This is a genomic window from Streptococcus sp. C150 (genome assembly GCF_000187445.1).
Lineage (GTDB): Bacteria > Bacillota > Bacilli > Lactobacillales > Streptococcaceae > Streptococcus > Streptococcus raffinosi.
Genome location: NZ_GL698449.1, coordinates 763453 through 786502, shown reverse-complemented (window position 1 = coordinate 786502; position 23050 = coordinate 763453). Strand labels below are relative to the sequence as shown.

Annotated in this window: 17 protein-coding genes and 2 pseudogenes; 14 read left to right on the top strand and 5 right to left on the bottom strand. The window is 40.5% G+C overall.

The window, feature by feature from the left end:
* Positions 1–15: 15 nt before the first annotated feature.
* Positions 16–286: pseudogene (locus tag HMPREF0848_RS03640) on the bottom strand (IS6 family transposase); the annotation flags it as partial.
* Between the two features lie 77 nt (positions 287–363).
* Here HMPREF0848_RS03640 and HMPREF0848_RS03635 point away from each other — a divergent pair.
* From HMPREF0848_RS03635 to HMPREF0848_RS03575, 13 genes and pseudogenes are all read left to right on the top strand, one after another.
* The gene (locus tag HMPREF0848_RS03635; RefSeq protein ID WP_050787996.1) at positions 364–1173 is read left to right on the top strand and encodes an Rgg/GadR/MutR family transcriptional regulator; all 810 of its coding nucleotides are present in this window, start codon (positions 364–366) and stop codon (positions 1171–1173) included.
* A 132-nt stretch (positions 1174–1305) separates the two neighbouring features.
* On the top strand, positions 1306–2856 hold the full coding sequence (gggC, locus tag HMPREF0848_RS03630; protein WP_008534708.1) for a streptosactin export ABC transporter GggC: 1551 nt from the start codon (positions 1306–1308) through the stop codon (positions 2854–2856).
* Between the two features lie 17 nt (positions 2857–2873).
* Entirely contained in the window at positions 2874–4058 is a 1185-nt protein-coding gene (locus HMPREF0848_RS03625) for a ryptide export MFS transporter (protein ID WP_008534706.1), read from the top strand.
* Positions 4059–4157: 99 nt separating this feature from the next.
* A complete protein-coding gene (locus tag HMPREF0848_RS03620) occupies positions 4158–5195 on the top strand; it encodes an alcohol dehydrogenase catalytic domain-containing protein (RefSeq protein WP_008534705.1) in 1038 nt (345 codons plus the stop codon).
* A gap of 153 nt (positions 5196–5348) precedes the next feature.
* Positions 5349–6293: pseudogene (locus HMPREF0848_RS03615) on the top strand (IS30 family transposase).
* A gap of 163 nt (positions 6294–6456) precedes the next feature.
* Positions 6457–6852 (top strand): CopY/TcrY family copper transport repressor, encoded by a 396-nt coding sequence (locus HMPREF0848_RS03610; protein WP_008534701.1) that lies wholly within the window; start codon positions 6457–6459, stop codon positions 6850–6852.
* 18 nt (positions 6853–6870) lie between these two features.
* Entirely contained in the window at positions 6871–7242 is a 372-nt protein-coding gene (locus HMPREF0848_RS03605; protein WP_002901455.1) for a cupredoxin domain-containing protein, read from the top strand.
* A 10-nt stretch (positions 7243–7252) separates the two neighbouring features.
* Positions 7253–9475, top strand: coding sequence for a heavy metal translocating P-type ATPase (locus tag HMPREF0848_RS03600; protein WP_008534694.1), 2223 nt, complete (start codon positions 7253–7255; stop codon positions 9473–9475).
* 360 nt (positions 9476–9835) lie between these two features.
* Positions 9836–11611: a pyruvate oxidase gene (spxB, locus tag HMPREF0848_RS03595; protein ID WP_008534692.1), complete on the top strand. Its 1776-nt coding sequence runs from the start codon at positions 9836–9838 to the stop codon at positions 11609–11611.
* Positions 11612–11923: 312 nt separating this feature from the next.
* On the top strand, positions 11924–12640 hold the full coding sequence (locus HMPREF0848_RS03590) for an ABC transporter ATP-binding protein (RefSeq protein WP_037608887.1): 717 nt from the start codon (positions 11924–11926) through the stop codon (positions 12638–12640).
* A 1-nt stretch (position 12641) separates the two neighbouring features.
* Positions 12642–13724 (top strand): ABC transporter permease, encoded by a 1083-nt coding sequence (locus HMPREF0848_RS03585; RefSeq protein WP_008534689.1) that lies wholly within the window; start codon positions 12642–12644, stop codon positions 13722–13724.
* A 23-nt stretch (positions 13725–13747) separates the two neighbouring features.
* Positions 13748–14371: a TetR/AcrR family transcriptional regulator gene (locus HMPREF0848_RS03580; RefSeq protein WP_037608885.1), complete on the top strand. Its 624-nt coding sequence runs from the start codon at positions 13748–13750 to the stop codon at positions 14369–14371.
* Positions 14372–14572: 201 nt separating this feature from the next.
* Entirely contained in the window at positions 14573–15337 is a 765-nt protein-coding gene (locus tag HMPREF0848_RS03575; RefSeq protein ID WP_008534687.1) for a nucleoside phosphorylase, read from the top strand.
* A gap of 60 nt (positions 15338–15397) precedes the next feature.
* On the opposite strand, the gene HMPREF0848_RS03570 is transcribed toward HMPREF0848_RS03575, so the two are convergent.
* The gene (locus HMPREF0848_RS03570) at positions 15398–16033 is read right to left on the bottom strand and encodes an HAD hydrolase-like protein (protein ID WP_037608883.1); all 636 of its coding nucleotides are present in this window, start codon (positions 16031–16033) and stop codon (positions 15398–15400) included.
* A gap of 72 nt (positions 16034–16105) precedes the next feature.
* The gene (locus tag HMPREF0848_RS03565; protein ID WP_008534685.1) at positions 16106–18820 is read right to left on the bottom strand and encodes a DEAD/DEAH box helicase family protein; all 2715 of its coding nucleotides are present in this window, start codon (positions 18818–18820) and stop codon (positions 16106–16108) included.
* 216 nt (positions 18821–19036) lie between these two features.
* Here HMPREF0848_RS03565 and HMPREF0848_RS03560 point away from each other — a divergent pair, with 216 nt between their 5' ends.
* On the top strand, positions 19037–20005 hold the full coding sequence (locus HMPREF0848_RS03560; RefSeq protein ID WP_008534684.1) for an ABC transporter substrate-binding protein: 969 nt from the start codon (positions 19037–19039) through the stop codon (positions 20003–20005).
* 50 nt (positions 20006–20055) lie between these two features.
* Here HMPREF0848_RS03560 and HMPREF0848_RS03555 read toward each other — a convergent pair whose 3' ends face one another.
* Both HMPREF0848_RS03555 and HMPREF0848_RS03550 read right to left on the bottom strand, forming a co-directional pair.
* The gene (locus tag HMPREF0848_RS03555) at positions 20056–21396 is read right to left on the bottom strand and encodes an MATE family efflux transporter (protein ID WP_037608881.1); all 1341 of its coding nucleotides are present in this window, start codon (positions 21394–21396) and stop codon (positions 20056–20058) included.
* Between the two features lie 50 nt (positions 21397–21446).
* Complete coding sequence (locus tag HMPREF0848_RS03550; RefSeq protein WP_037608880.1) at positions 21447–22991, bottom strand: membrane protein; 1545 nt, start codon at positions 22989–22991, stop codon at positions 21447–21449.
* Between the last annotated feature and the right edge of the window lie 59 nt (positions 22992–23050).

Sequence of the window (23050 nt, the reverse complement as noted above, 5' to 3'; positions counted from 1 at the left end):
TGCATCGATGGCTCAATACAAATAATGCCATTTTCCTTTAATTTTGATGTATGTTTCATCCATTTTCCATGAATAAAAGGATTTTTTATTTTTCTTTTTTCCAAATTTGATAGAGTAGTTTGCCATATTCTTGCACCCAACGATAAATCGTCGTATGAGAAACGTTAATGCCACGATCATATAAGATTTCTTGAAGTTCACGATAGCTAAGGTTATAACGAAGATAGTAGCCCACGGCTACAATAATCACATCCTGCTGAAATTGCTTTCCTTTAAAATGATTCATCGTCATTCCTCCTGCTATCTTTTTCTATTATTCTACCTTATTTGATAGTAGATTAAAAACTTTGCAACAGAACCCGACTGAAAGATGTTGCAAAGGCAGGTATTTCAACCTCTCAACTCTCCCGCTTTGAAAAGGGGCAGACAGATTTAACCATTTCAAAGTTTATGTTGATCTTAGATGAAATCAATGTGCCGATTGATGAATTTATGTATGCTGTCCATGATTTTCACCGTGATGATCTGAATGAACTCTTGACAAAGGTCAGGCTTTTTGTATCGACTCGTGATATCGATGAAATGAAGAAACTCCTTGCTTCTCAGATGGGGTTGAAAGACAAAAGGGAAAAGTTTCATCACATCAATACTATTTTATTAAAAATTCGTTTACAGGATTTATCTGGAGAAGATTACTATACAGAAGACGACCTAAAGGATTTAACGGATTACCTATTCAGCGTAGAGCACTGGGGCTATTATGAGTTATTAATTTTTATAAATACCCTAGATGTGTTGAATCATGAGGTTTTTATGGTGCTGGCAAGGGAGATGTCTAAAAGATCGGATTTCTACAAAGAGATTCCGAATAATCGACGTATGATTTCAACCATGTTACTGAATGGGTATATTACTTGTATTGAGCGCCAAAAAATGGTAGATGCCTGCTATTTTGAGGAACAATTAAATCAGTGTTTCTTCATCGAGACGGAAATGTATGAACGTCTCGTATTTGTCTATGCTCAAAACTTTTATCGCTATCGAATGACAGGAGATACGAGTGCCATCGACGAAATGAGAAAGTGTATTGAAGCCATGAAATTGGCAGGGAGCGAGCATATTGCGACGATTTATGAAAGACATTTGAAAAAATTGATGAATGAAAATAATTAGTGAGCATATATGGGAATAAAATACCGTACAAAAGAAGAAGTGCTATAATTTTTACAATCAGTCCATAGAATCCGACTAAATGGGATAAGGAACAGTTATCAGTAATAGACTCTGTAGAAAGGATTAGCTACCATGTTAAAAAAATTCATTTCTAAAAAACATTTGCTTCTCTATTTTAGTTTCATTGCTGTGACCTGGCTGGAAGCCATTATCACGCCATCGTTGGTATCGATGATTGTGGCGAGCTTTGAGAAGAAGGCGCTGAGTGAATTATGGATGGCACTAATCGTTGGGATCGTCGGTAATTTTATTATTCTGGTTGGGTTGGCTGGGAAACGGTATTACTATGCAAGGTTAGTCGCAGATTTTACCTTGACCATGAAAGAAAAATTATTTCACCATTTTTTGTATGGTAAAAACGGTGAAAAAGAGGAGATCCTGTCTCATCTTGAAAACGATGTGAAACAACTTGAAACATCTTATCTCGAGCCAGCCGTTATTATCATTTCATCTCTTGGCTTTACAATGGTTTCCATGATCTATGCTCTAGCAACGAATTTTTGGTTGGGTTGGATTTTTATTTGTTTTTACTCTATTCCTGCTCTCTGTAGTAGTATCGGTAGTAAACAATTAGATCGTATTTCAGATGAAAAAACACTCTCAAATGAGGATTACCTCTCTCAAACTACTAATATAATTGGTGGTGTAAGAGTCATTCAAAATTATGGGGCCGGGGATTTCTTTTTTCATCGATTTAAAAAAGTTTTGGGAAAAAGAGTTGAGCAAGACATTCGGTATGAACGACAACGGACAATCAACACTATCCTTATTAATAGTATTGATGCGTTTTGTTCGGTTGTTCCCATCATTATCGGTGGGGTGATGACCTATTATGATTACTTGTCTGGTGCCAGCTTTGTTGCAATTTATCTAGTGTCCCATAATATCGGCTATCAATTTAATGAACTTTCCTATTTTATCAATACTTACAAGTCGACTGAACAACTGAGGGAACGTTACTCTTTTCTACTTCAAGATACAAGTTCACAGATGGATGACCAAGCTTCGGTTCCTCTTTTTCCTATCGTTGCAGATCATGTTTCTTTGCGGTTTGAAGATAAAGTACTCTTTAAAAAACTATCTTTAGAAATCAAAGCAGGAGAGAAAGTTGCTCTGATTGGCCCAAGTGGCTGTGGAAAGTCTACCTTGTTGAACCTTCTTTATGGTCAAGTATCTCTAGATTCAGGAAGTGTGACCTACGATGGTCAGACTTTAGCACAGGAGCAGATTGCACGATCGGTTTCCTATATTTTACAAGACTCCTATATTTTTGATGGGTTGTCACTGGAAGACAATATCACCCTTGGGAAGGCCCTAGACAAACTAAAGATGGAACAGGTTTTGGATCGAGTAAACTTAGCATTTTTAAAGGGACATCTTCTATATGGGGAGCAGCTTTCTGGTGGGGAAAAGCAACGTCTAGAAATTGCTCGTAGTTTGTACCACAATAGTGACTTGATTTTAGCAGATGAAGTCAAAGCCAATCTGGACAAAGAGAATGTTCGTCAAATTTCAAGGATCCTACTACGTCTTCCACAAGCCCTTGTGGAGGTGATTCACCATTATGATGATGAGATACTAGCTCAATACGATCAAGTGATCGATTTATCTCATGAAGATTGATAAAAAGGAGGGATACGATGTCTCGTTCCTTTGTGAAATTATTAGTTTCCCAATTGTTTGCAAATTTAGCGGATATTTTTCTTAGGGTATCCCTTATTGCAAATATCTTTGTTATAACTAAATCGGTAATTGCTACCTCAATGGTTCCGATTCTCATCGGATTGTCAGCATTCATGGCAAGTTTTTTAGTCCCCTTGGTGACCAAAATAATTCCCTTAAATCGAGTTTTATTTTTGACTCAAGGAGGAAAAACAGCTCTAGTGGCAATTCTCGTGGCACTGTTTACCAAGTTTCAATTCGTACCAGCCGTGGGGATGTATGTCTTTGTAATTGCTATTTCTATCTTAGACGGCTTTGCAGCACCGGTTTCTTATGCCATGATTCCTCGATATGCTACAAATTTGGGAAAGGCAAATGCCGCTTTGTCAATGAGTGGTGAGGGAGTTCAATTAATTGGTTGGGGACTGGGAGGACTCCTTTACGCTTTGGTTGGTCTATTTTCCACAATGTTGCTAGTCCTATTCTTTTATCTTCTCTCTACTTTTGTGATGCTCTTTCTTCCTCAGGCTAAAATAGAGCAGTTAGAAGCGGAGACCAATCTGGATACTCTTGTCAAAGGTTGGAGCTTAGTGGTGAAAAATCCTCCATTAAGGTTATTGGTACAAGCAAATTTATTGGAGAATTTTTCTAATACAATCTGGGTTTCATCTGTGATTCTTGTTTTTGTAACCGAGGTGTTGCAACAGACTGAAAGCTACTGGGGCTACTCCAATACAGCCTATTCTCTGGGAATTATTTTAGGGGGAATGATTGTTTTCAACTACTCTGAAAAGTTTTTAGCTCACAAATGGAAAAGTATTTTCTTTCCGCTTGTCGCAATAGTAGCCGTCACAGGCAGTATCCTGTTTTTCTCAACTGTAGAAACATTTTTACTTTTTTCAGCTGGAATCGGCTTCTTGTCTCAATTGAAAGAAGTCCCCGAAAGTGTCTTCCTTCAGGAAACGGTTGATGAAAATCAGTTAGTGCATGTCTATTCTGTATTTGAAGTCATTTCAACCCTTGCTTTTTCAGTTTTCGTCTTTTTGATGAGTTCTATGACAGAGTATTTCGGGATTCGGACAGTTTTCTATTTGGCAATGATCGCTACACTCTTAGAAGCAGCCTTGATATATTGTAAAAGAGATCTGTTAAACAAAGGTTGATAAGAGGGAGTAGGTGAATTAGGAAGGACTGCTACTTACAAATTAGACGATAAAAGTGTATACTAGAAGACAGTAAGCAATAGAAAGTAGGTCGTCCCTATGAAGAAAACAGTCTATACAAAAGCTGGGCAAGTGGGCCTCGTAGAAGTGGAGCGTCCACACATCGAGGCACCAGATGATGTCATTCTCCGCATCGTTCGCACCTGTGTCTGTGGCTCTGATCTATGGAGCTACCGCAATCCAGATATTGAAGAGGGACGCCAAAATAGTGGTCACGAAGCCATTGGGATTGTGGAAGAAATCGGAGAAGCTATTACAACGGTGAAACCGGGTGACTTTGTGATTGCGCCTTTCACCCATGGTTGCGGGGAGTGTGATGCCTGTCGTGCAGGCTATGATGGGACCTGTGACCGCCATATTGGCAGCAACTGGTCTGACGGGGTGCAAGCGGAGTACATGCGCTTCGAATACGCCAACTGGGCCATTGTCAAAATTCCTGGGCAACCGTCTGATTATACAGAAGCCATGCTCAAATCCTTCTTGACGCTAGCAGATGTCATGCCGACGGGCTACCATGCAGCGCGTGTGGCTGATGTGCAAAAAGGTGACAAGGTAGTTGTTATTGGTGACGGTGCTGTTGGTCAATGCGCTGTCATCGCAGCTAAGATGCGGGGTGCTTCACAAATTGTCCTTATGAGTCGTCACGAAGATCGTCAAAAAATGGCTTTGGAGTCAGGTGCAACTGCAGTTGTTGCTGAACGTGGCGAAAAAGGCATTGCCAAAGTCCGTGTAATCCTTGGTGGAGGAGCAGATGCAGCTCTTGAGTGTGTCGGTACAGAAGCAGCGGTAGATCAGGCCCTTGGAGTCCTTCACAATGGTGGTCGAATGGGATTTGTTGGTGTTCCACACTATGAAAACCGTGCCATTGGATCAACCTTTGGACAAAATACAACGATTGGTGGCGGACCAGCCTCTGTCACTACTTATGACAAGCAGTTCTTGCTCAAGGCTGTTCTTGATGACGACATCAATCCAGGCCGAGTCTTTACGACAAGTTATAAATTGGAAGATATTAATCAGGCCTATAAAGATATGGATGAACGCAAGACCATCAAGGCTATGATTGTGATAGAGTAACGAAAAGTCTAGTAGAATTGTTTCTACTAGACTTTTAACTTGGTGTACATAAAATTTTTTAAAATCCCCAATTTGTAAAATTAAGCTAGACAGAAAAAGCCATCTATGTAAGGCCAGATAAACACCACATTTGTCTGAAAGGAACTTACATAAATGACTTATACTCATCTTACCACAAACGAGTTTGTAATGATAGAGGCTTACTATCAAGAAAACTTAAAAGTTTCAGATATTGTAACTTCACTTGGATGATCAAAACAGACAATCTACAATGTCATCAACTATCTGAAAGAGGGGCACTCTGCATATAATTACTATAACCGTTATAAAGTCAATAAGAAACGTTGTGGTCGGAATAAAACAAGTCTTACGCAATCAGAAAAAGATTTTTTCCAAACTCATTTAGAACAAAATTGGAGCCTTGATGTCATTAAAGGAACTTATCCAGATAGGGTTTCTTGTTCTATGAGAACTCTCTATCGACTAGCAGACCGTGGTATTTTAAAGAAAGAGGATTTCCCTTGGAAAGGCTAAAGAAAACCAAATGGTCATAGCGAAAAACGAGGAAAACAAGCGTTTCGTAGCGATTTGCGTGAGAGAGCAGACAGTTATCCCGATTTTAAGACGGAATTCGGTTATCAAGAAGGAGATGCAATTGTGGGTGAAAAGAACAAAAGTGCAGTCATTACCTTAGTAGAACGCTGCTCAAAAGCCATCATCACACTGAAAACCAATGGACGGAAAGAAAGTGATATTGAGACTTCCATCAATCAATGGTTGTCTCAAGTCCCCAGCCACCTCTTTAAGTCGATCACTTTTGATTGCGGAAAAGAATTTTCTAATTGGAAATCTATTTCGAATGCACATGACATTGATATTTTCTTTGCGGATCCAGGATGTCCTGAGCAACGAGGTCTCAATGAACATTCTAATGGCTTATTAAGACGAAATGGACTACCTAAACAAATGGATTTTACGAATATTTCTCAAAATTATTTATCAGCTACAGCTGATAAAAGAAATAGACTTCCTAGGAAGTCTTTGAATTATCAAACACCATACCAAGTTTTTCTGAGTTACATGAAAAATCTAACTTAATTTGACAATTTAGGGAGATAAAAATAGGGAGTGGAAAAAGCCCAACCAGACAAATCTTCAAAGAAAGATTTGTTTTTTTTATAACTTTTGGTTGACAAATGTAAACCTTAGGAGTAGAATGACATTGTAAGGTTTACAAATGTAGATTTAGAAAGGAGAGGTCATGCAAATTTCTAATGCGGAATGGCGTATCATGAAGATAATCTGGATGGAAGGCAAGCAGACCAGCACGGATTTGATCGCCGTCTTGTCCGAGCGCTTTGACTGGTCGAAGTCGACCATCAAGACCCTCTTGCTCCGCTTGGTGGAAAAGGGGTGCTTGACTAGAGAAAAAACAGGCAAAGCCTTTGTTTACTCGGCATTGTTGACGCAGGACCAGAGTTTAGACTTGGTGGTTGAGGAGGTGAAAGACAAGGTTTGCTCAAAAAGAATTGTACAGGTGCTTGAAAACTTGATTCAGGCGAGTGACTTTACGCTTGCAGATCTTAATCAGCTGCAGCAGGTCCTGGAAGAAAAGAAAGCAGAGGCTGTCGAAACAGTCCCTTGCAATTGTATGTAATAGAAAGAAGGAAATTCCATGTTTGGATTGTTAATTAGTATTGTTTGTTTACTTGTGGTTGCTTTTATTGCTTGGTGGTTCTTTGCAGAGCATGAAAAGGTAAGCGGCCACGCTCGTCAGAAATCAGGTTATCAAGAAATTGAAGTCGAAGTCATGGGGGGCTATTCGCCTGAAACCATTGTCCTGAAAAAGAATGTTCCAGCCCGGATCATCTTTAATCGCAAGGATCCATCTTCATGTCTGGCTCAAGTGATCTTTCCAGATTTTGGCGTTCATGAAGATTTGCCTTTAGGTGAAAAACATGTCATTGAAATTACGCCAGAAAAAGCGGGCGAATATGGGTATTCATGTGGAATGAACATGATGCATGGTCACATGATTGTGGAATAAAGGAGTAGGTATGGTAGAAAAACAAAAAGCAGTTGTGGAAAACGGAGTGCAAAAGATCCGTATTACAGCAGAAAAAGGCTATAGTCCAAAGGAATTTCAACTTCAAAAAGGGATCCCTGCTGAAATCACCTTCCATCGGGTCAATCCTTCCGGCTGTTACAAGGAAATTTTGTTTGAAGATCAGGGGATTTTAGAGCCTTTGGAAGTCGGTGTGGATAAGGTGATATCCTTTACCCCGACAGAAACAGGGGACTTCGAGTTTTCATGTGGAATGAAGATGCAAAAGGGTTCCTACACGGTTGTGGAAAAACGCCGTCGTGTCTTAGGTTTACTGGGTCGCTTTTGGATTACTAGTATCTTTACTCTTCCCTTATTGATCTTGATGATCGGGATGATGGCAGGATTTGTCTCCCATCCAGTCAGTCGCTGGGGGACTTTTCTAGCAACAACGCCGATCATGTTGGTAGCAGGAGTTCCTTTTATCAAGAGTGCCTGGGCCTCATTTAAGAAGCACCATTCCAATATGGATACCTTGGTAGCTCTTGGAACCCTGGTAGCCTATGTCTATAGTGTATTTGCCCTTTTTACTGGTCAGCCAGTATACTTTGAGGCTGCGGGTTTTATCATCTTCTTTATCCTCTTAGGGCAAATCTTTGAAGAACGGATGCGTAACAATGCCTCCGAGGCTGTGGAAAAGTTGTTGGATTTGCAGGCAAAAACGGCTCAAGTTCTCCGTGATGGGAACTATGTCGAGGTGGCGGCAGAAGATATCCAAATTGATGACTTGATTCGGGTCCGTCCTGGGGAAAAGATTGCGGTTGATGGGACGATTGTAGAAGGAAGTACGACTATTGATGAGTCGATGGTGACAGGTGAAAGCTTGCCTGTGGAGAAATCAGTTGGTGATGCAGTTATCGGCTCCACTATCAACAGCAATGGGACCATTCTCTTTAAGGCTGAAAAAGTCGGTAGTGAGACCCTCTTATCTCAAATTGTGGACTTTGTCAAAATGGCCCAATCCAGTCGTGCTCCCATTCAAGATTTGACGGATAAGATTTCAGGTATCTTTGTTCCAGTGGTGACGATTTTGGCCATTGCGACTTTCTGGGTTTGGTCCGTGCTTCTGGGCGCGTCGCTTCAAGAGGCCATGCTCTATGCAGTCTCTGTCCTCATTATTGCCTGTCCTTGTGCCCTTGGTTTAGCAACCCCAACAGCCCTGATGGTCGGAACCGGCCGTAGTGCCAAGATGGGGGTTCTGATTAAAAATGGAACAGTTCTTCAAGAAGTGCAAAAGATTCAAACCGTTGTGTTTGATAAGACAGGTACCATTACCATTGGCCAACCACTTGTAACCGATGTTGTAGGAGATGAAGCGCGTGTCTTGACACTGGCTGCTAGTCTTGAAACTTTTTCAGAACATCCACTAGCCCAAGCGGTGTTATCCCAAGCAGAAGAAAAAGGTTTGGTGTTATCCCCTGTGGAAAACTTCCAAGCGATTGAAGGAAAAGGGGTCCAAGGTCAGATCGACCAGCAGTTGGTGACCTTGGGAAATGGCAAACTTCATGACGGGACAGCGATGGATCCGGAGCTTGAAAAACGGATGGTAGAGTTGCAAGAGCAGGCCAAAACAGTGATCAGTTTGTCTGTGGATGGGCAAGTGATTGGCTTGATTGCCATTCAAGATGCTCCGAAGGCCAGCTCAAAAGAAGCGATCAAAAAGCTCAAAGAACGGGGCTTGAAAACGGTCATGTTAACGGGGGATAATGAACGGGTGGCCCAAGCTATTGCTAAGCAAGTGGGAATTGACACCGTCATTGCTGATGTCCTTCCTCAAGAAAAAGCTAGCGCCATCCAAAAACTGCAAGAAGATAGCAAGGTCGCGTTTGTTGGAGATGGGATCAATGATGCTCCAGCTCTCTCGATCGCGGATGTGGGGATCGCTATGGGATCTGGAACGGATATTGCGATCGAGTCCGGTGGCATCGTGCTCACGCAAAATGATTTGCTTGGCGTTGTGCGTGCCTTTGACATGAGTCAAAAGACCTTCCGCAGGATTTTACTCAATCTCTTCTGGGCCTCTATCTACAATATCCTTGGGATTCCAATTGCTGCTGGAGTCTTTGTAGGACTGGGATTGACCCTTAATCCAGAACTAGCAGGTCTTGCTATGGCCCTTAGTTCTTTGTCTGTTTTGACTAGCTCGCTGCTTCTCAATGTTGCGAAAATAGATTAGACTCAATAAAAAAATGGTACAGAATTCATTTAATATTCTGTACCACTTTTTTGTCTTCTCTTACAGCCACAAGAGAAGACGGGTACATAGATTTTATAATAAAATATCCTATTATAAGATAGTTTGTGAAAATTTCTCAAATTCAGCATCTGTAATGTAATAGGGATTGAGCATCTCTGAGCAAATCCTTATACATGTGAATCTCTTTGTGCTAAATTAGTACTGTAATCGTTTTGTAAAACGTTTTCATGAGAACAGTCAGAATAAATTCATTTTCAAGACGAGCTTTAATCGCAAAGATGAAGTAGAAGCGCTATGCTTCATTTTTCAAGATCAAATTAGAAATAAAGGAGAGTTAGAATGACTCAAGGGAAAATTACTGCATCTGCAGCAATGCTCAACGTATTGAAAACATGGGGCGTAGACACGATCTACGGAATCCCATCAGGAACACTTAGCTCATTGATGGACGCTTTGGCTGAAGACAAAGATATCCGCTTCTTGCAAGTTCGCCATGAAGAAACTGGTGCACTTGCAGCGGTTATGCAAGCTAAATTTGGCGGATCTATCGGGGTTGCAGTTGGTTCAGGTGGACCTGGTGCGACTCACTTGATCAATGGTGTTTATGATGCAGCTATGGATAACACTCCATTTCTTGCTATTCTTGGATCACGTCCAAACAACGAACTCAACATGGATGCTTTCCAAGAATTGAACCAAAACCCAATGTACAATGGTATCGCTGTTTACAACAAACGTGTAGCTTATGCAGAACAATTGCCAAAAGTGATTGACGAAGCTTGCCGTGCTGCTGTTTCTAAAAAAGGTCCAGCTGTTGTTGAAATTCCAGTAAACTTTGGTTTCCAAGAAATCGACGAAAACTCATACTATGGATCAGGTTCTTACGAACGCCGCTTCATCGCTCCTGCCTTGAACGAAGCTGAAATCGACAAAGCTGTTGAAATCTTGAACAATGCTGAACGCCCAGTGATCTATGCTGGTTTCGGTGGAGTTGGTGCTGGTGATGTCATCACTGAATTGTCTCGTAAAATCAAAGCACCAATCATCACAACTGGTAAAAACTTTGAAGCTTTCGAATGGAACTACGAAGGGTTGACAGGTTCTGCATACCGTGTTGGTTGGAAACCAGCCAACGAAGTAGTCTTTGAAGCAGACACTGTTCTTTTCCTTGGTTCAAACTTCCCATTTGCTGAAGTTTACGAAGCCTTCAAGAACACTGAAAAATTCATCCAAGTCGATATCGACCCTTATAAACTTGGTAAACGTCACGCTCTTGACGCTTCTATCCTTGGTGACGCAGGTCAAGCAGCTAAAGCTATCCTCGACAAAGTGAACCCAGTTGAATCTACTCCATGGTGGCGTGCAAACGTGAAGAACAACCAAAACTGGCGTGATTACATGAACAAACTCGAAGGTAAAACTGAGGGTGAATTGCAATTGTATCAAGTTTACAATGCAATCAACAAACATGCTGATCAAGACGCTATCTACTCAATCGACGTCGGTGACACTACTCAAACATCAACTCGTCACCTTCACATGACACCTAAGAACATGTGGCGTACATCTCCACTCTTTGCGACAATGGGTATCGCCCTTCCTGGTGGTATTGCTGCTAAGAAAGACAATCCAGATCGCCAAGTATGGAACATCATGGGTGATGGAGCCTTCAACATGTGCTACCCAGACGTGATCACTAACGTTCGATACGACCTTCCAGTTATCAACGTTGTCTTCTCAAATTGTAAATATGCCTTCATCAAGGACAAATACGAAGACACAAACAAACACTTGTTTGGTTGTGACTTCCCTAATGCTGACTATGCGAAAATCGCTGAAGCGCAAGGTGCTGTAGGGTTCACTGTAAACCGTATCGAAGATATCGATGCAGTCGTTGCAGAAGCTGTGAAACTCAACAAAGAAGGTAAGACAGTTGTGATCGATGCCCGCATCACTCAACACCGTCCACTTCCAGTAGAAGTACTTGAGTTGGATCCAAAACAACACTCAGAAGAAGCAATCAAAGCCTTCAAGGAAAAATACGAAGCAGAAGAACTCGTACCATTCCGCCTCTTCTTGGAAGAAGAAGGATTGCAATCACGCGCAATCAAATAATTCCTCTCGTCGAAAATCAAAGATAAATTTGTAGACTTCTTTATTAGGTTACTGACGACGATTCCATCATTGAAACCTTAATTTTCAATGATGGAATCTAGTGCGGAGCCTAGAAAAAGTGGATAGGAGAGATTATTTCAGAGTATAGTGAATAGATTCTTAACATCAGAAGTTTTTGTCATAAACATTGGATGCTATCATCCAGTGTTTTTATTTAAAAAAATTCAAATTATCACTTGACAAGTGAGTGAACACTCACTATAATAATCTCGTATTTAAAAAGTGAGTAAACACTCACTGAGGAGGATGCATATGAAAACATTGCTACATTTACAAGATTTACAAAAATCTTTTGGTCAACAACTTGTGTTAAACCACGTTGGTTTTGAATTACATTCTGGAGAAATCATTGGTCTAATCGGTCCTTCTGGTGCTGGTAAATCAACCATGATTAAAACCATGTTAGGAATGGAAAAGGCAGATAGCGGTATTGCTTTAGTCTTAGAAAATACCATGCCAAATCGTCATATTCTAGGAGATATTGGCTACATGGCTCAGTCAGATGCCTTATATGATGCCTTATCAGGTCAGGAAAATTTGCAATTTTTCGGTAAGCTCAAAGGACTTTCTAAGAAAGACTTGTCATCTGAAATTGCTCATGTAGCTCAAGTGGTAGATTTGACAGATCACTTAAACAAGGCTGTATCTGGTTATTCAGGAGGGATGAAAAGACGTTTGTCACTAGCCATAGCACTCTTAGGAAATCCTCAACTCTTGATATTGGACGAACCGACAGTTGGGATTGACCCTTCTCTTCGAAAGAAAATTTGGAAAGAGTTGATGGCGCTAAGAGACAATGGTGTAGGAATCTTGGTTACAACCCATGTCATGGATGAAGCAGAGCTGACAGATAAGGTCGGACTACTATTAGGTGGAAAAATCATTGCCTTTGATACACCATCCAAGCTAAAAGAATCTTATGGTGTTTCAAGTATTGAAGAAGTCTTTTTGAAAGCAGAAGGAGAATGAAATGAGAACAATTGTCATTGCAAAAAAAGTCTTCAAAGAATTGCTTCGTGACAAACGGACACTGGCCCTTATGTTTGTAGCACCAGTCTTTATCATGTGGCTGATGAACCTCATGTTTTCGGCTAGTACAACTGTAAATGTCAAGTTAGCGATACAAGATGTGCCAAGTAGTTTGGTAAGTAAGATGGACGACTTAGAACATGTCAGTGTCAAAACCTACAAAGACTTGGATCAAGCTAAAGAGGCTTTAAACGATGAAAAAGTAGATGCAGTTATCTCTTATAAGGATGGGGAATATCATGTAACCTATGCCAATACAGATGCCTCTAAAACTTCGGTGACCCGACAAGTATTACGCACCAGTATTGCCAGTGAAGACACCAATCAATTATTAGCCCGTGTGAAGCAATCCCTTCCACAATTACAACTAAAGGTAAAATCTCCTGAAATTAAGGAATCTTATGAATATGGTAACGAGGACACCGGCTTCTTTGCTAAAATGATTCCTGTTTTGCTTGGGTTCGTCGTTTTCTTCTTTGTCTTTTTGATTTCAGGGATGGCACTCTTGAAAGAACGTACTAGCGGAACCCTAGATCGTTTGTTGGCAACCCCAGTCAAACGTTCGGAAATTGTTTACGGCTATATGTTGTCTTACGGCCTTATTGCCATACTGCAGACAGGAGTAGTCGTTCTAGCAGCCATCTGGTTGTTGAACATTGAAGTTGTCGGAAGCCTGTTAAATGTTATAATAGTTAATGTGGTACTGGCTCTGGTGGCACTAGCCTTCGGAATTCTCTTGTCTACCTTGGCAAAATCAGAATTCCAGATGATGCAATTTATTCCTCTTGTGATTATGCCGCAACTCTTTTTCTCAGGAATCATTCCACTTGATTCAATGGGAGACTGGGCAAAAACGCTAGGGAAATTCTTGCCTTTGACCTACTCAGGTGATGCAATGAGTCAGATCATTCTTTACGGACGTGGAATTGGAGATGTCGTACCTAATATTGGTGTTTTACTTATTTTCCTTATCGTTTTGACAATTCTCAATATTGTCGGATTGCGTCGTTATCGTAAAGTTTAAAATATAAATATACGAGGATGAAAATGAGCGAGAGTATTTTTGAGTCGTTTGAAGCTTATCTAAAAGAGGCAGACTATCCCAAAGGAAAGAAAAAAATCATGCAGGCGGCGGTCGATTTGATTTCTACTAAGAGTTACAATGGGACCTCCACCCTACAAATTGCCAAACATGCGGGACTTAGTCAGGCAACGCTTTTCAAGTATTTCAAGACCAAAGAAGATTTATTAACAGCTATTTTACGTCCTATTGTTCCAGGACTTTTCGGTCGTTTTTTTGAGGAACTTTTGGCCTTTAACACGACTGAAGAAAAGGTTCATTATCTCGTTCACAATCGCATGGCCTATCTCAAAACGAATCGCGCTTTGATGAAAATTATTCTTCAGGAAATTTTTTCAAATAAGAAACTGAGAAAAGAACAACTTTATATTTGGAATACTCTTCAGGATAAATTATTAGTACTCCATAAGGAATTGATAGCAGATTCACGAGTGAATCCTGAAATCACGGTTCCTCAAATGATTCGTATTTGTATAGGCCCCTTATTGGCCTACTTTGCCCAACTCTATATCGTTGGCGACAATAGTGACATAAGAGAAGAAGACTTAAATTTGTTGGAAAAACAGATTTTAGGTGGTTTGTGGAAATAAACACCGACTGAAATCATATTTCTTAAAATAAAACACAAAAAGGACATGTTTCTGACTAAAGCAGATTTATGTCCTTTCTTTTCAGTTATGTACATTGTTTAATTGGTTTTTCTTTGTGATTCTTGGGAAGTAGTTCCTATGAAATCATATTACAGTGGTTATTTTTTGATATAATAATTCTTAAAACTTAGGAGGCAACAGATGATACATAAACATGAAATCCCAATTTTAGAGTTTGATGACAATCCTCAGGCTGTGATAATGCCGACCCATGAGGATTTAGACTTGAACTTGCCGTCTAGGTGCGTCTACGCCTTTTTAGGAGAAGAAATCGAACGCTATGCGAATGCTATTGGCGCTGAAAAAGTTGGAGAGTTTGTCTCTGCTACTAAAACCTATCCAGTTTATGTGATGACTTACAATGGAGAGGAAATCTGCTTGGCTCAAGCTCCAGTTGGATCAGCTGCAGCTGCACAATTTCTGGATTGGTTGATTGGTTATGGCGTAAAGCAAATCTTATCAACTGGAACTTGTGGTGTCTTGGTAGACATGCCAGAGAATGTCTTTTTGATTCCGACGAGAGCATTGCGAGATGAAGGTGCAAGTTACCACTATGTTGCGCCTTCTAGGTATATAGAAGTGAATCGTCGAGCACTGACTGCCATTGAAACAGTTCTAAGACAAGCGTCCATTCCTTATCAAGAGGTCATGACTTGGTCGACTGACGGCTTTTATAGAGAAACGCCTGACAAGGTGGCCTATCGCATTGAAGAGGGCTGTAGCGTTGTCGAGATGGAATGTGCTGCCCTTGCAGCAGTAGCCCAGCTTCGTGATGCAGTTTGGGGATTACTCCTATTTACCGCAGATTCTCTTGCAGACCTGGAAAATTATGACCAGCGTGACTGGGGTTCAGAAGCTTTTGGTGAGGCCTTGGTACTCTGCTTAGATATCATTGTTCAGATGTAATCTTAATTCGATAGAAAAAAGAGCATGACTATAAAATCATGCTCTTTTCATTATCAATTATTATTTCAAAATATCCCTGATTTCTTGGGTATTATGAGCAACTAAATCAGGATTTTCTGCCAAGAGGGTTTCGTTGGTTCCGAATCCCCAGGTCACAGCCAATGTCTTAATGCCAACTGTTTTTCCACCAATCAAGTCAAACTTGGTATCACCAACAATGACAGAACTGTCCTTAGGCGCCTGATTTTCAGTAATAGCCCGTTGTAAGACATCAGCCTTGTGTAAAGCAGCAGGCGTAGACCCATAAATGCCATCAAAATAGGCTGTGAGACCCAGGTGTTGGCACATCTTTTGGGCAACAGGCTCATTTTTTGAAGTAGTGATGTAAATTCTCTTATTAGGATTCTGCTTCAGTTCCTGAAGAACCTCCTTAATGCCATCGTAGAGATGGGCTTCAAATTGACCTTTCGTCTCATAATACTCCCGATAAATTTTGACGGCTTGGGCAGCATCTTCTTCACTAATTTCTTCTTTGAATGTCACTTCTAGAGGTGGTCCCATAAAGGTGCGAATTTTTTGATTACTAGGGACAGGGAGGCCTAGTCTTTCAAAGGTTTGAACAAAACCATTGTGGATGCCCTCAGAACTATCAATAAGGGTACCATCAAGGTCGAAAAAAATGTGAGTAATTGTCATAGGATTCTCCAATATAGTATCTTTGTGTTTATTGTATAACGGTAAGACAGTAATAGTCGTTTTGCTTATGTGTCATTCTAATGTTGACATGACTTTTTTGCGTGTAATAGTGCGTTCTTGCTTGTTGCCAAGTGCCTTGATACGGGCCTCAAGTAAAATATGGCGTCCTTGAGGATTTCGTGTATAAATCAGCTCATATTTGCCAAGGGTCTTTTGCACGTGTTCGAGAAAATCGGTCGCTTCAGTTTTACGTTTTTCAAACATGCTAGGTACAGCAAAATATTCGGTCTGGTCTATAACTTTGTGGCTAGCTTTTAAGATATAACGTTGATTTTCAATCGGGGCGAAAAATTCAGTTACAGCTTGAGCAAAGATTTCTTTCTCCTTCATCGAAGCACCCTTGAGATAAATGGCATTATATAAGGCCTGCTTACTATCTCTCACTACTCTAGGGTCAGATTCTTTAGTTTCAATCTGACCTGCATCTAGCAGGGCTTGATAAATAGCTTTTCCAAATATTTCCAAACGTTTATAGGGACTTTTATAGATGGCATATCTTCCCCAAACGATAGCTAGTGCAATAGTGGAGAGCAAAAGAATCGTAAGATTAAAATTTGACAGTGTCCCACTAATCAAATATTTGCTAGCGTCAAAGATGTAATAGGTAACAACGAACGCCTGAAAGAGTAGGATAGCTTTCTTCCAATCGTTAAGGTACGCCATTGGTAGAAAGTGTTTGTCAACGGCAACCTCATTAGTCACCTCAATGTCCTCATAAAGGGGCAGGGCTTGTTGCCAACGGTCTTTTAGTTCCTGTCGATTCTGAGATTGCCGTACGGTGTTTTGATTGAGTTTCTCCAAGCTTTTTCGGTTGAATTTGAGATTATTAAACTCCAGTCGCTCTATGCCAGACTCAATCGTCTGCTCATGATAATGAAGGCCTAGAAATTGCTTCATGCGACGATTTAACAAGTCTAAGTCGGGACTTAGCTCATATAATTGAAGCTCGTTAATCTCAGCGTATTTTTCCTCAATATTTTGAGTTTCATACCAGTGTCTTGATGAAAAATTAATGGAAATCAAATGCCAGATATTACTGGTTTTTTCAGGATTGTCAGGCCAGATTCGGATGGCACGTCCACGCATCTGATTGCTTAGCATGAAACTACCAACAAAACTAGCTAGAATGAGTGAATTCACACAAGGAGCATCCCAGCCTTCACCTAGGAGAGATTTGGTTCCAATAATCACCTGAATATCCCCCTCTTGGAAAAGTTGGGTAAGGGCAGTCACTAGGTCATGGTGAGAACCAGAAACACTGACCTTTAGGTATTGATCTTGTCTTAACTGTCCAACAATCTCATACGACAAACGAGAACTAGGAATAAGTTTTTCTAAAGGTTCTTTGGCAGCAGTCGGGATAATCACCAAACTTCCTGTCAATACAGCCATGGGTACCGACCAAGACTGCTCAAGCATTTCTCTACGAATGGATTCGAAGTAGGAAAGGACACCAAGTTGTGTGAACTCTGCCTTATCATCACCTAAATGGCTTTGAAAATCTTTTCGAATAAAGTCTGTCAGCACCAACTGTCGAAGATCATTTCCCAAAGCTTGGTATTCCGCTTTAAAGATGTCTTTAGTAGCCTTTAGTTTACCTAGAGATTGATTAAGTAAAACATCTTGCTTTTTATTGCGAATGAGTTTAACTTGATTTCTTTCAATAAGGCCGTTGGCTTTTAAATCACTTTTGATTTGGTCAAAGGCTTCTTCAGTAAAAGTGAACCAATTTGGTACTTGAAAAATGATACCATTGAGCAAGGTTTCAAACCACCCAAGAGAAAAAGCAGGTAAGGCCTTGGCACCAAGTAGCTCTTGAAAATATTGCGGGAAAGGTAGACCCTTGGAACGTAAGAAAATCAATATAGCAGAAAGGTATTTGGGATTAGTCAATAAGTCGTCGTCAGTAATCTGACCTGTCAGTGCCAAGCTAGATTGAATGGTACTAGAGAAATTTTCATCCGCCGAGAGTCTATTTAAACAGTCGTGTTTCTGCTTTTCAAACTGATCTAGGTGTTTTTGTTCCTTCTTAGTCGGAAAGGCAAAGTAAACATAGTCTTGATGAGGGCAGAGTGTTCCTTCCTTAACCAGTTCAGGGACGGTGATTTCTTCGTCAATAACACCGCACATGCTGATGTAACGCTCCCAAAGGGCTGGCTCCCCTTCGTAGGGAGGTGTCGCAGTCAGGGAGACCATATTGAGGTTTGGAAATGACTTACGAAAGATCTCTAAACTCTTCCACCACTCATTTCGCAGATGGTGACACTCATCTAAACAGAGTGTCCCTAAAGCTAACTCCTTAAAGGTCTTTTTAAGGTCAAAGCCTTTAAATTCATAATGTTCTTGGTCAGCAGTATCATCCGTGTCTTCAGAAAGGGCGTCTCCCTCAAGCTGATTCATAGCACTATGAAGTGCTTGGTAGGTTGCAACGGTTATAATTTTGGGCTGTTTCAAGTCCTGCGATATGAGTTGGTCTGCTTGACTAGAATCATTTAAAAATGCCTCTTTAATACGATCAACCCATTGCTGCCTGATGGTGACGGTCGGAACAAGAATTAAGCTAGGATTTCCAAAACGCCTTATAAATTCAATTCCTAAGGTCGTCTTACCTGATCCGGGTGCAGCTACTAAGTGAATCTTGCCATCCGACATGTAAGTATCACTCTTGTCAAGAATGCGCTTTTGATACTGTCGCCATTGTCCCTTAAATGAAAGTTCATGTAACATAATTTCCCTCCAGTGTTACTTATCATTATAACATAGTTTCATGACCTAACCTGCCCCTGTTAATGCTTGCAAGGTCCTAAAACTCTCACTGTTGGATTATTTAATAGGACCGATTTAAATTCGCTTCTAAAACAAGCTGTTAGCCATTGACATTAAAGAAATTTTAAGATAACGTTAAAGGTAACTGATAGCCCTGATTACATTTAAGGAGTTTAAATGAAAAAAACAAATTTTCTTTATTTAGTAGCCATTCTTGCTATTATTTCAGGCCTTTTTTTATACTATTTGCCGAGTATGAACCTTGTCAAAAGTGCTCATGATAGTAATACTAGTCATACCTTTAAAGCTAAGACTATTGTTCATGATTTTGGAACAACGGAGTTGAAAAAAGCGCCAAAACGTATTGTTATCCTTGACAACCTATACGGTGAAATCTTAGAACCGCTTGACCTCACACCAGTGGGTGCTACAACAGGGCAGGAAGGGAGTCAAGAGTTTTCCACTCTCTTTAAGAAACACTACAAGGATGCAGATGTGGTCTCTGTCGGCTGGCAAAAATCTCCTGACCTTGAAAAAATCAAGGAGCTCAAGCCAGATCTTATCCTGATGACAGTAGATCAAGAAGGTCTCTATGACAAGCTTTCAGAGATTGCCCCAACCGTTGGTTATCGCATAAACACAGATGAAAATTGGGATTACCACGAAACATCGCTAAAGGTTGCCGAAATTTTTGACAAGCGTGATGAGATGAAAGATGCTCTTGATAGAATGGATGCCAAAGAAGCCGTTTTTGCTGAAAATGTTAAGGCTAAGTTTGGTGACCAAAAGCTCATGTATCTGCGCGTGACGGGCAATGACATTCGCTATTATGCTTATGGACATTTTGGTTATCTCTATGACACTTACAAGTTCAATCGTGCTCAAACCTTTAATCCAGAGGATATGTACCAAGTTATTGATATCGATAAACTTAAAGATCTTAATCCAGACCTCTTGATTGTTCAAGCGGATTCTCAGGAACTTCTTGATAACAAACTGAAGAATACATCTGTTTGGAGCAATCTAAAAGCTGTTCAAAATAACAATGTTATCTATGCAGATTATTCAACCTACATGCTGGGCTTTGGAATCGTCTCTCAGGAAGCTATTATGAATCAGATTTCAGACGAATGGGGACTAAAGTAACGTAAAAACGTGCGCATTGGCACGTTTTTTACTTGTTCTTAAAAAGTCGTCTAGCTAACAAATAAGCGTCGAATGTGTTTTCGTAAGGCAAAATAGAGTTGAATGGTCATGGGAATCCAAATTAAGGGCTCACATAAGATAACGCCAAGGTAACCCAAATATGGAATAACTAAAATGACAAAGAGAATTTTACCAAAAAGCTCAATGAAACTAGATGTCAAAGGCGTTAATTTTTTTCCTAGTCCCTGCAAGCAATTTCTAAAAATGAAAAGCATCCCTAAAATGGGATAAAAGAGTGAGCTGATACGCAGATAGCGACTGGCATTTTCAATAATAATAGCCTCGTTTGAGCCAGAGATAAGTTCTGCTAGAAATGGACTAGCCATATAGAGGATGGCACAAGTCATTAGGGACCAAGTTATGGAGACGAGGCAAGATTGTTTCAGCCCTGCTAGAATACGTTCAAACTGTTTGGCCCCGAAATTTTGCGAGGTAAAAGTCGTTACACCAGCAGCAAGAGAGGTCAAAGGGAGAACAGCGAAAGACATGATGCGTCTTGCTGCCACCTGAGCACTAATGATAAGAGGACCAAAGCCGTTAATGGCATATTGCAAGGTGACCGTCCCGATAGATACAATGGAATTCATCAGTCCCATTGCCATACCCTGACCAAAAAGGTCTAGATAAAGACTTGAATCAAAAACAAAATCAGACTTGCTAGGAAGTAGAAAGCCCACCCGTTTCTTGATGTAGAATAGACAGAGGATAGCTGAAAGCCCTTGTGAAATAATCGTTGCCAAACCAGCAGACTGAACACCAAGATGGAGCTGGGTGATAAAGAAGAGGTCTAAGAGAATATTGACAAAGGCTGAAAAAATCAGAAAATAAAGGGCAGCTAGACTATCACCAACAGCTCTTAAAAGCCCAGCGCAAAGATTATAGCCCATGGTAACGCCCACACCGGAAACAATCATGGAAATGTATTGATGGGATTGATTGATAATCGATTTAGGAGTTCCTAAAAAGCTCAATAAGGGGTAGAGACCAAAATGTCCTAGTAGCATAACTGAGATACTCAATCCAAGAGCAATAACAAATGTAGCCGCAACAGACTGACGAAGTTTCCTAAAGTCTTGCGCCCCATAGTAACGTGAGATAACAACACCCATACCATTACCGAGTCCAAGGGCAAATCCGATAACCAAATCAAAGATAGCAGTAGAAGCACCTACAGCCGCCAAGGCATCTGGACCAAGAAAACGCCCCACAATCATAACATCGGCTGTATTGTAGAGTTGTTGGAAAATATTGGACACTAAGATAGGCAAGACAAAGATTAAAAGAGACCTCAAAATAGGGCCTCGCAACAAGTCAACAGACGAATTTTTCATAGAACTATTATAACAAGATAGCAAGTGTGAGACAATCTAAAAAAGCCATCCTAGGATGACTTTTTCATAGCCTTTAGGAAGCGACTGAGCTTTTGTGACATATGACTATAACCCACCGCAATCATCGGAAGTTGTAAGTAAATATAAGGCAGGGTGTACTGACTCTTGGTCTCTGAAATCAGATGAAAGAGGATGCCTCCAAAGAGATAAAGGAAGGCATAAAGTCCTAGTGTTGCCCCATCTCCCATTCGTTTATAGGCAAAGGCATAATAGAACACACCGCCCAAGTAGAGCACTAAAAGGTAACCTTGCATATAGGTTACGAAAAAGAGATGTAGAGTTCCATCATGATAAATAGAAGTCGCAAAGCGATTCCACAAGGGTTGATACTTGTCTTTACTAGGCCCATTCCAGATGGATTGAAAACTCCCTTCAGTCCAGGAACTGATAAATTTAGTGCTGAAGAACCAACTCGCTTCATCTGGATGTTCTAAGAAATATTGCACCCGCTTATCAAAGAGGTGATTTGCACTTTTCTCAATCTTATCAATATTTCCCTTTTTCTTGGTATAGATTTTTCTAACATAGCCGGTGTACCAGCCTGGCATACGTTTTGAGTCTGGCTCATCCTGCAAGCCCATGGCTAACCAAGCAATTTGAGGTGTTCCAGAAATTTTTTGATGGGTAGTTATTTCATAATAGCTAGTTGTCGCCTTATGCATAGTCATTGGAAAAACGAAGAAGGCTAGTATCAACAGTAAATAAGTGTATCGTTTTTCTCTAAGTATCAACAGTATTAGAATACCAGTCAATGCAAGTATGAGAATAATATTATTACTTCGCACCCAGTAAGCCAAGGTTAGCATGATTACCGAAACTATAGCATTTCTAGCCTTACCATGCCTCAAATAGCGTAAGAAAAATAGAATAGCGAAACTTGAAAAGAACAAGCCATACATGAGCCCGTAAGCAAACATAATGTTGAAAACTAGAGGTAAAAAACCAAAACTCATGATGACAGCCAAACGACTGATATGAGCTCTGTTAAAAAGTACCTCTGTGATTTTCCAAGTAGCATAGTTCATCCCAATGACCATAGCCAGATTGAGCACATAGAAAACCGAGATAACAGGTAGAGGAATCAGGTATAGAATAAGCCTTTCAAAGCTAAGCATGCCTAACTGGTGGGGATAACGGTAGAAGTAAGCCCCAGGTTTTATCAAGGAAAAGTTGCCAGCGTTGAACTGAACTGCCCCTCGGAAAACAGTACCTGCATCGTCTCGCCCAGCAAAACTCGTCAGAAAAATCAAAAGTAGGCCAAAAATCATAAAGCAAACGGAAAAAAAGATGAAAATCTGCTTTGTTGTCAGTTCGTTTAAGATTTTGCGCCAGAGAAGTGTCAAAAGCAGGATGACCCCACCTGAAACATAAACATACCAAGGAACGCTACTAATCTCTGCCCATTCAAAATAGCCGGTCATCATAGTGGTCCGAATAATCATGGCTGTCACAAATAACACCCCGAATAAGACGAGCCCCACGTAACGACCTAACCATTCTAAAACAGAGCTCGTATATGACATAAGAGTCTTCATACTGAAAGTCTCCTTTATATAGGTAATTACCTTTATAGTTTAACATAGTCCTTAGAAAA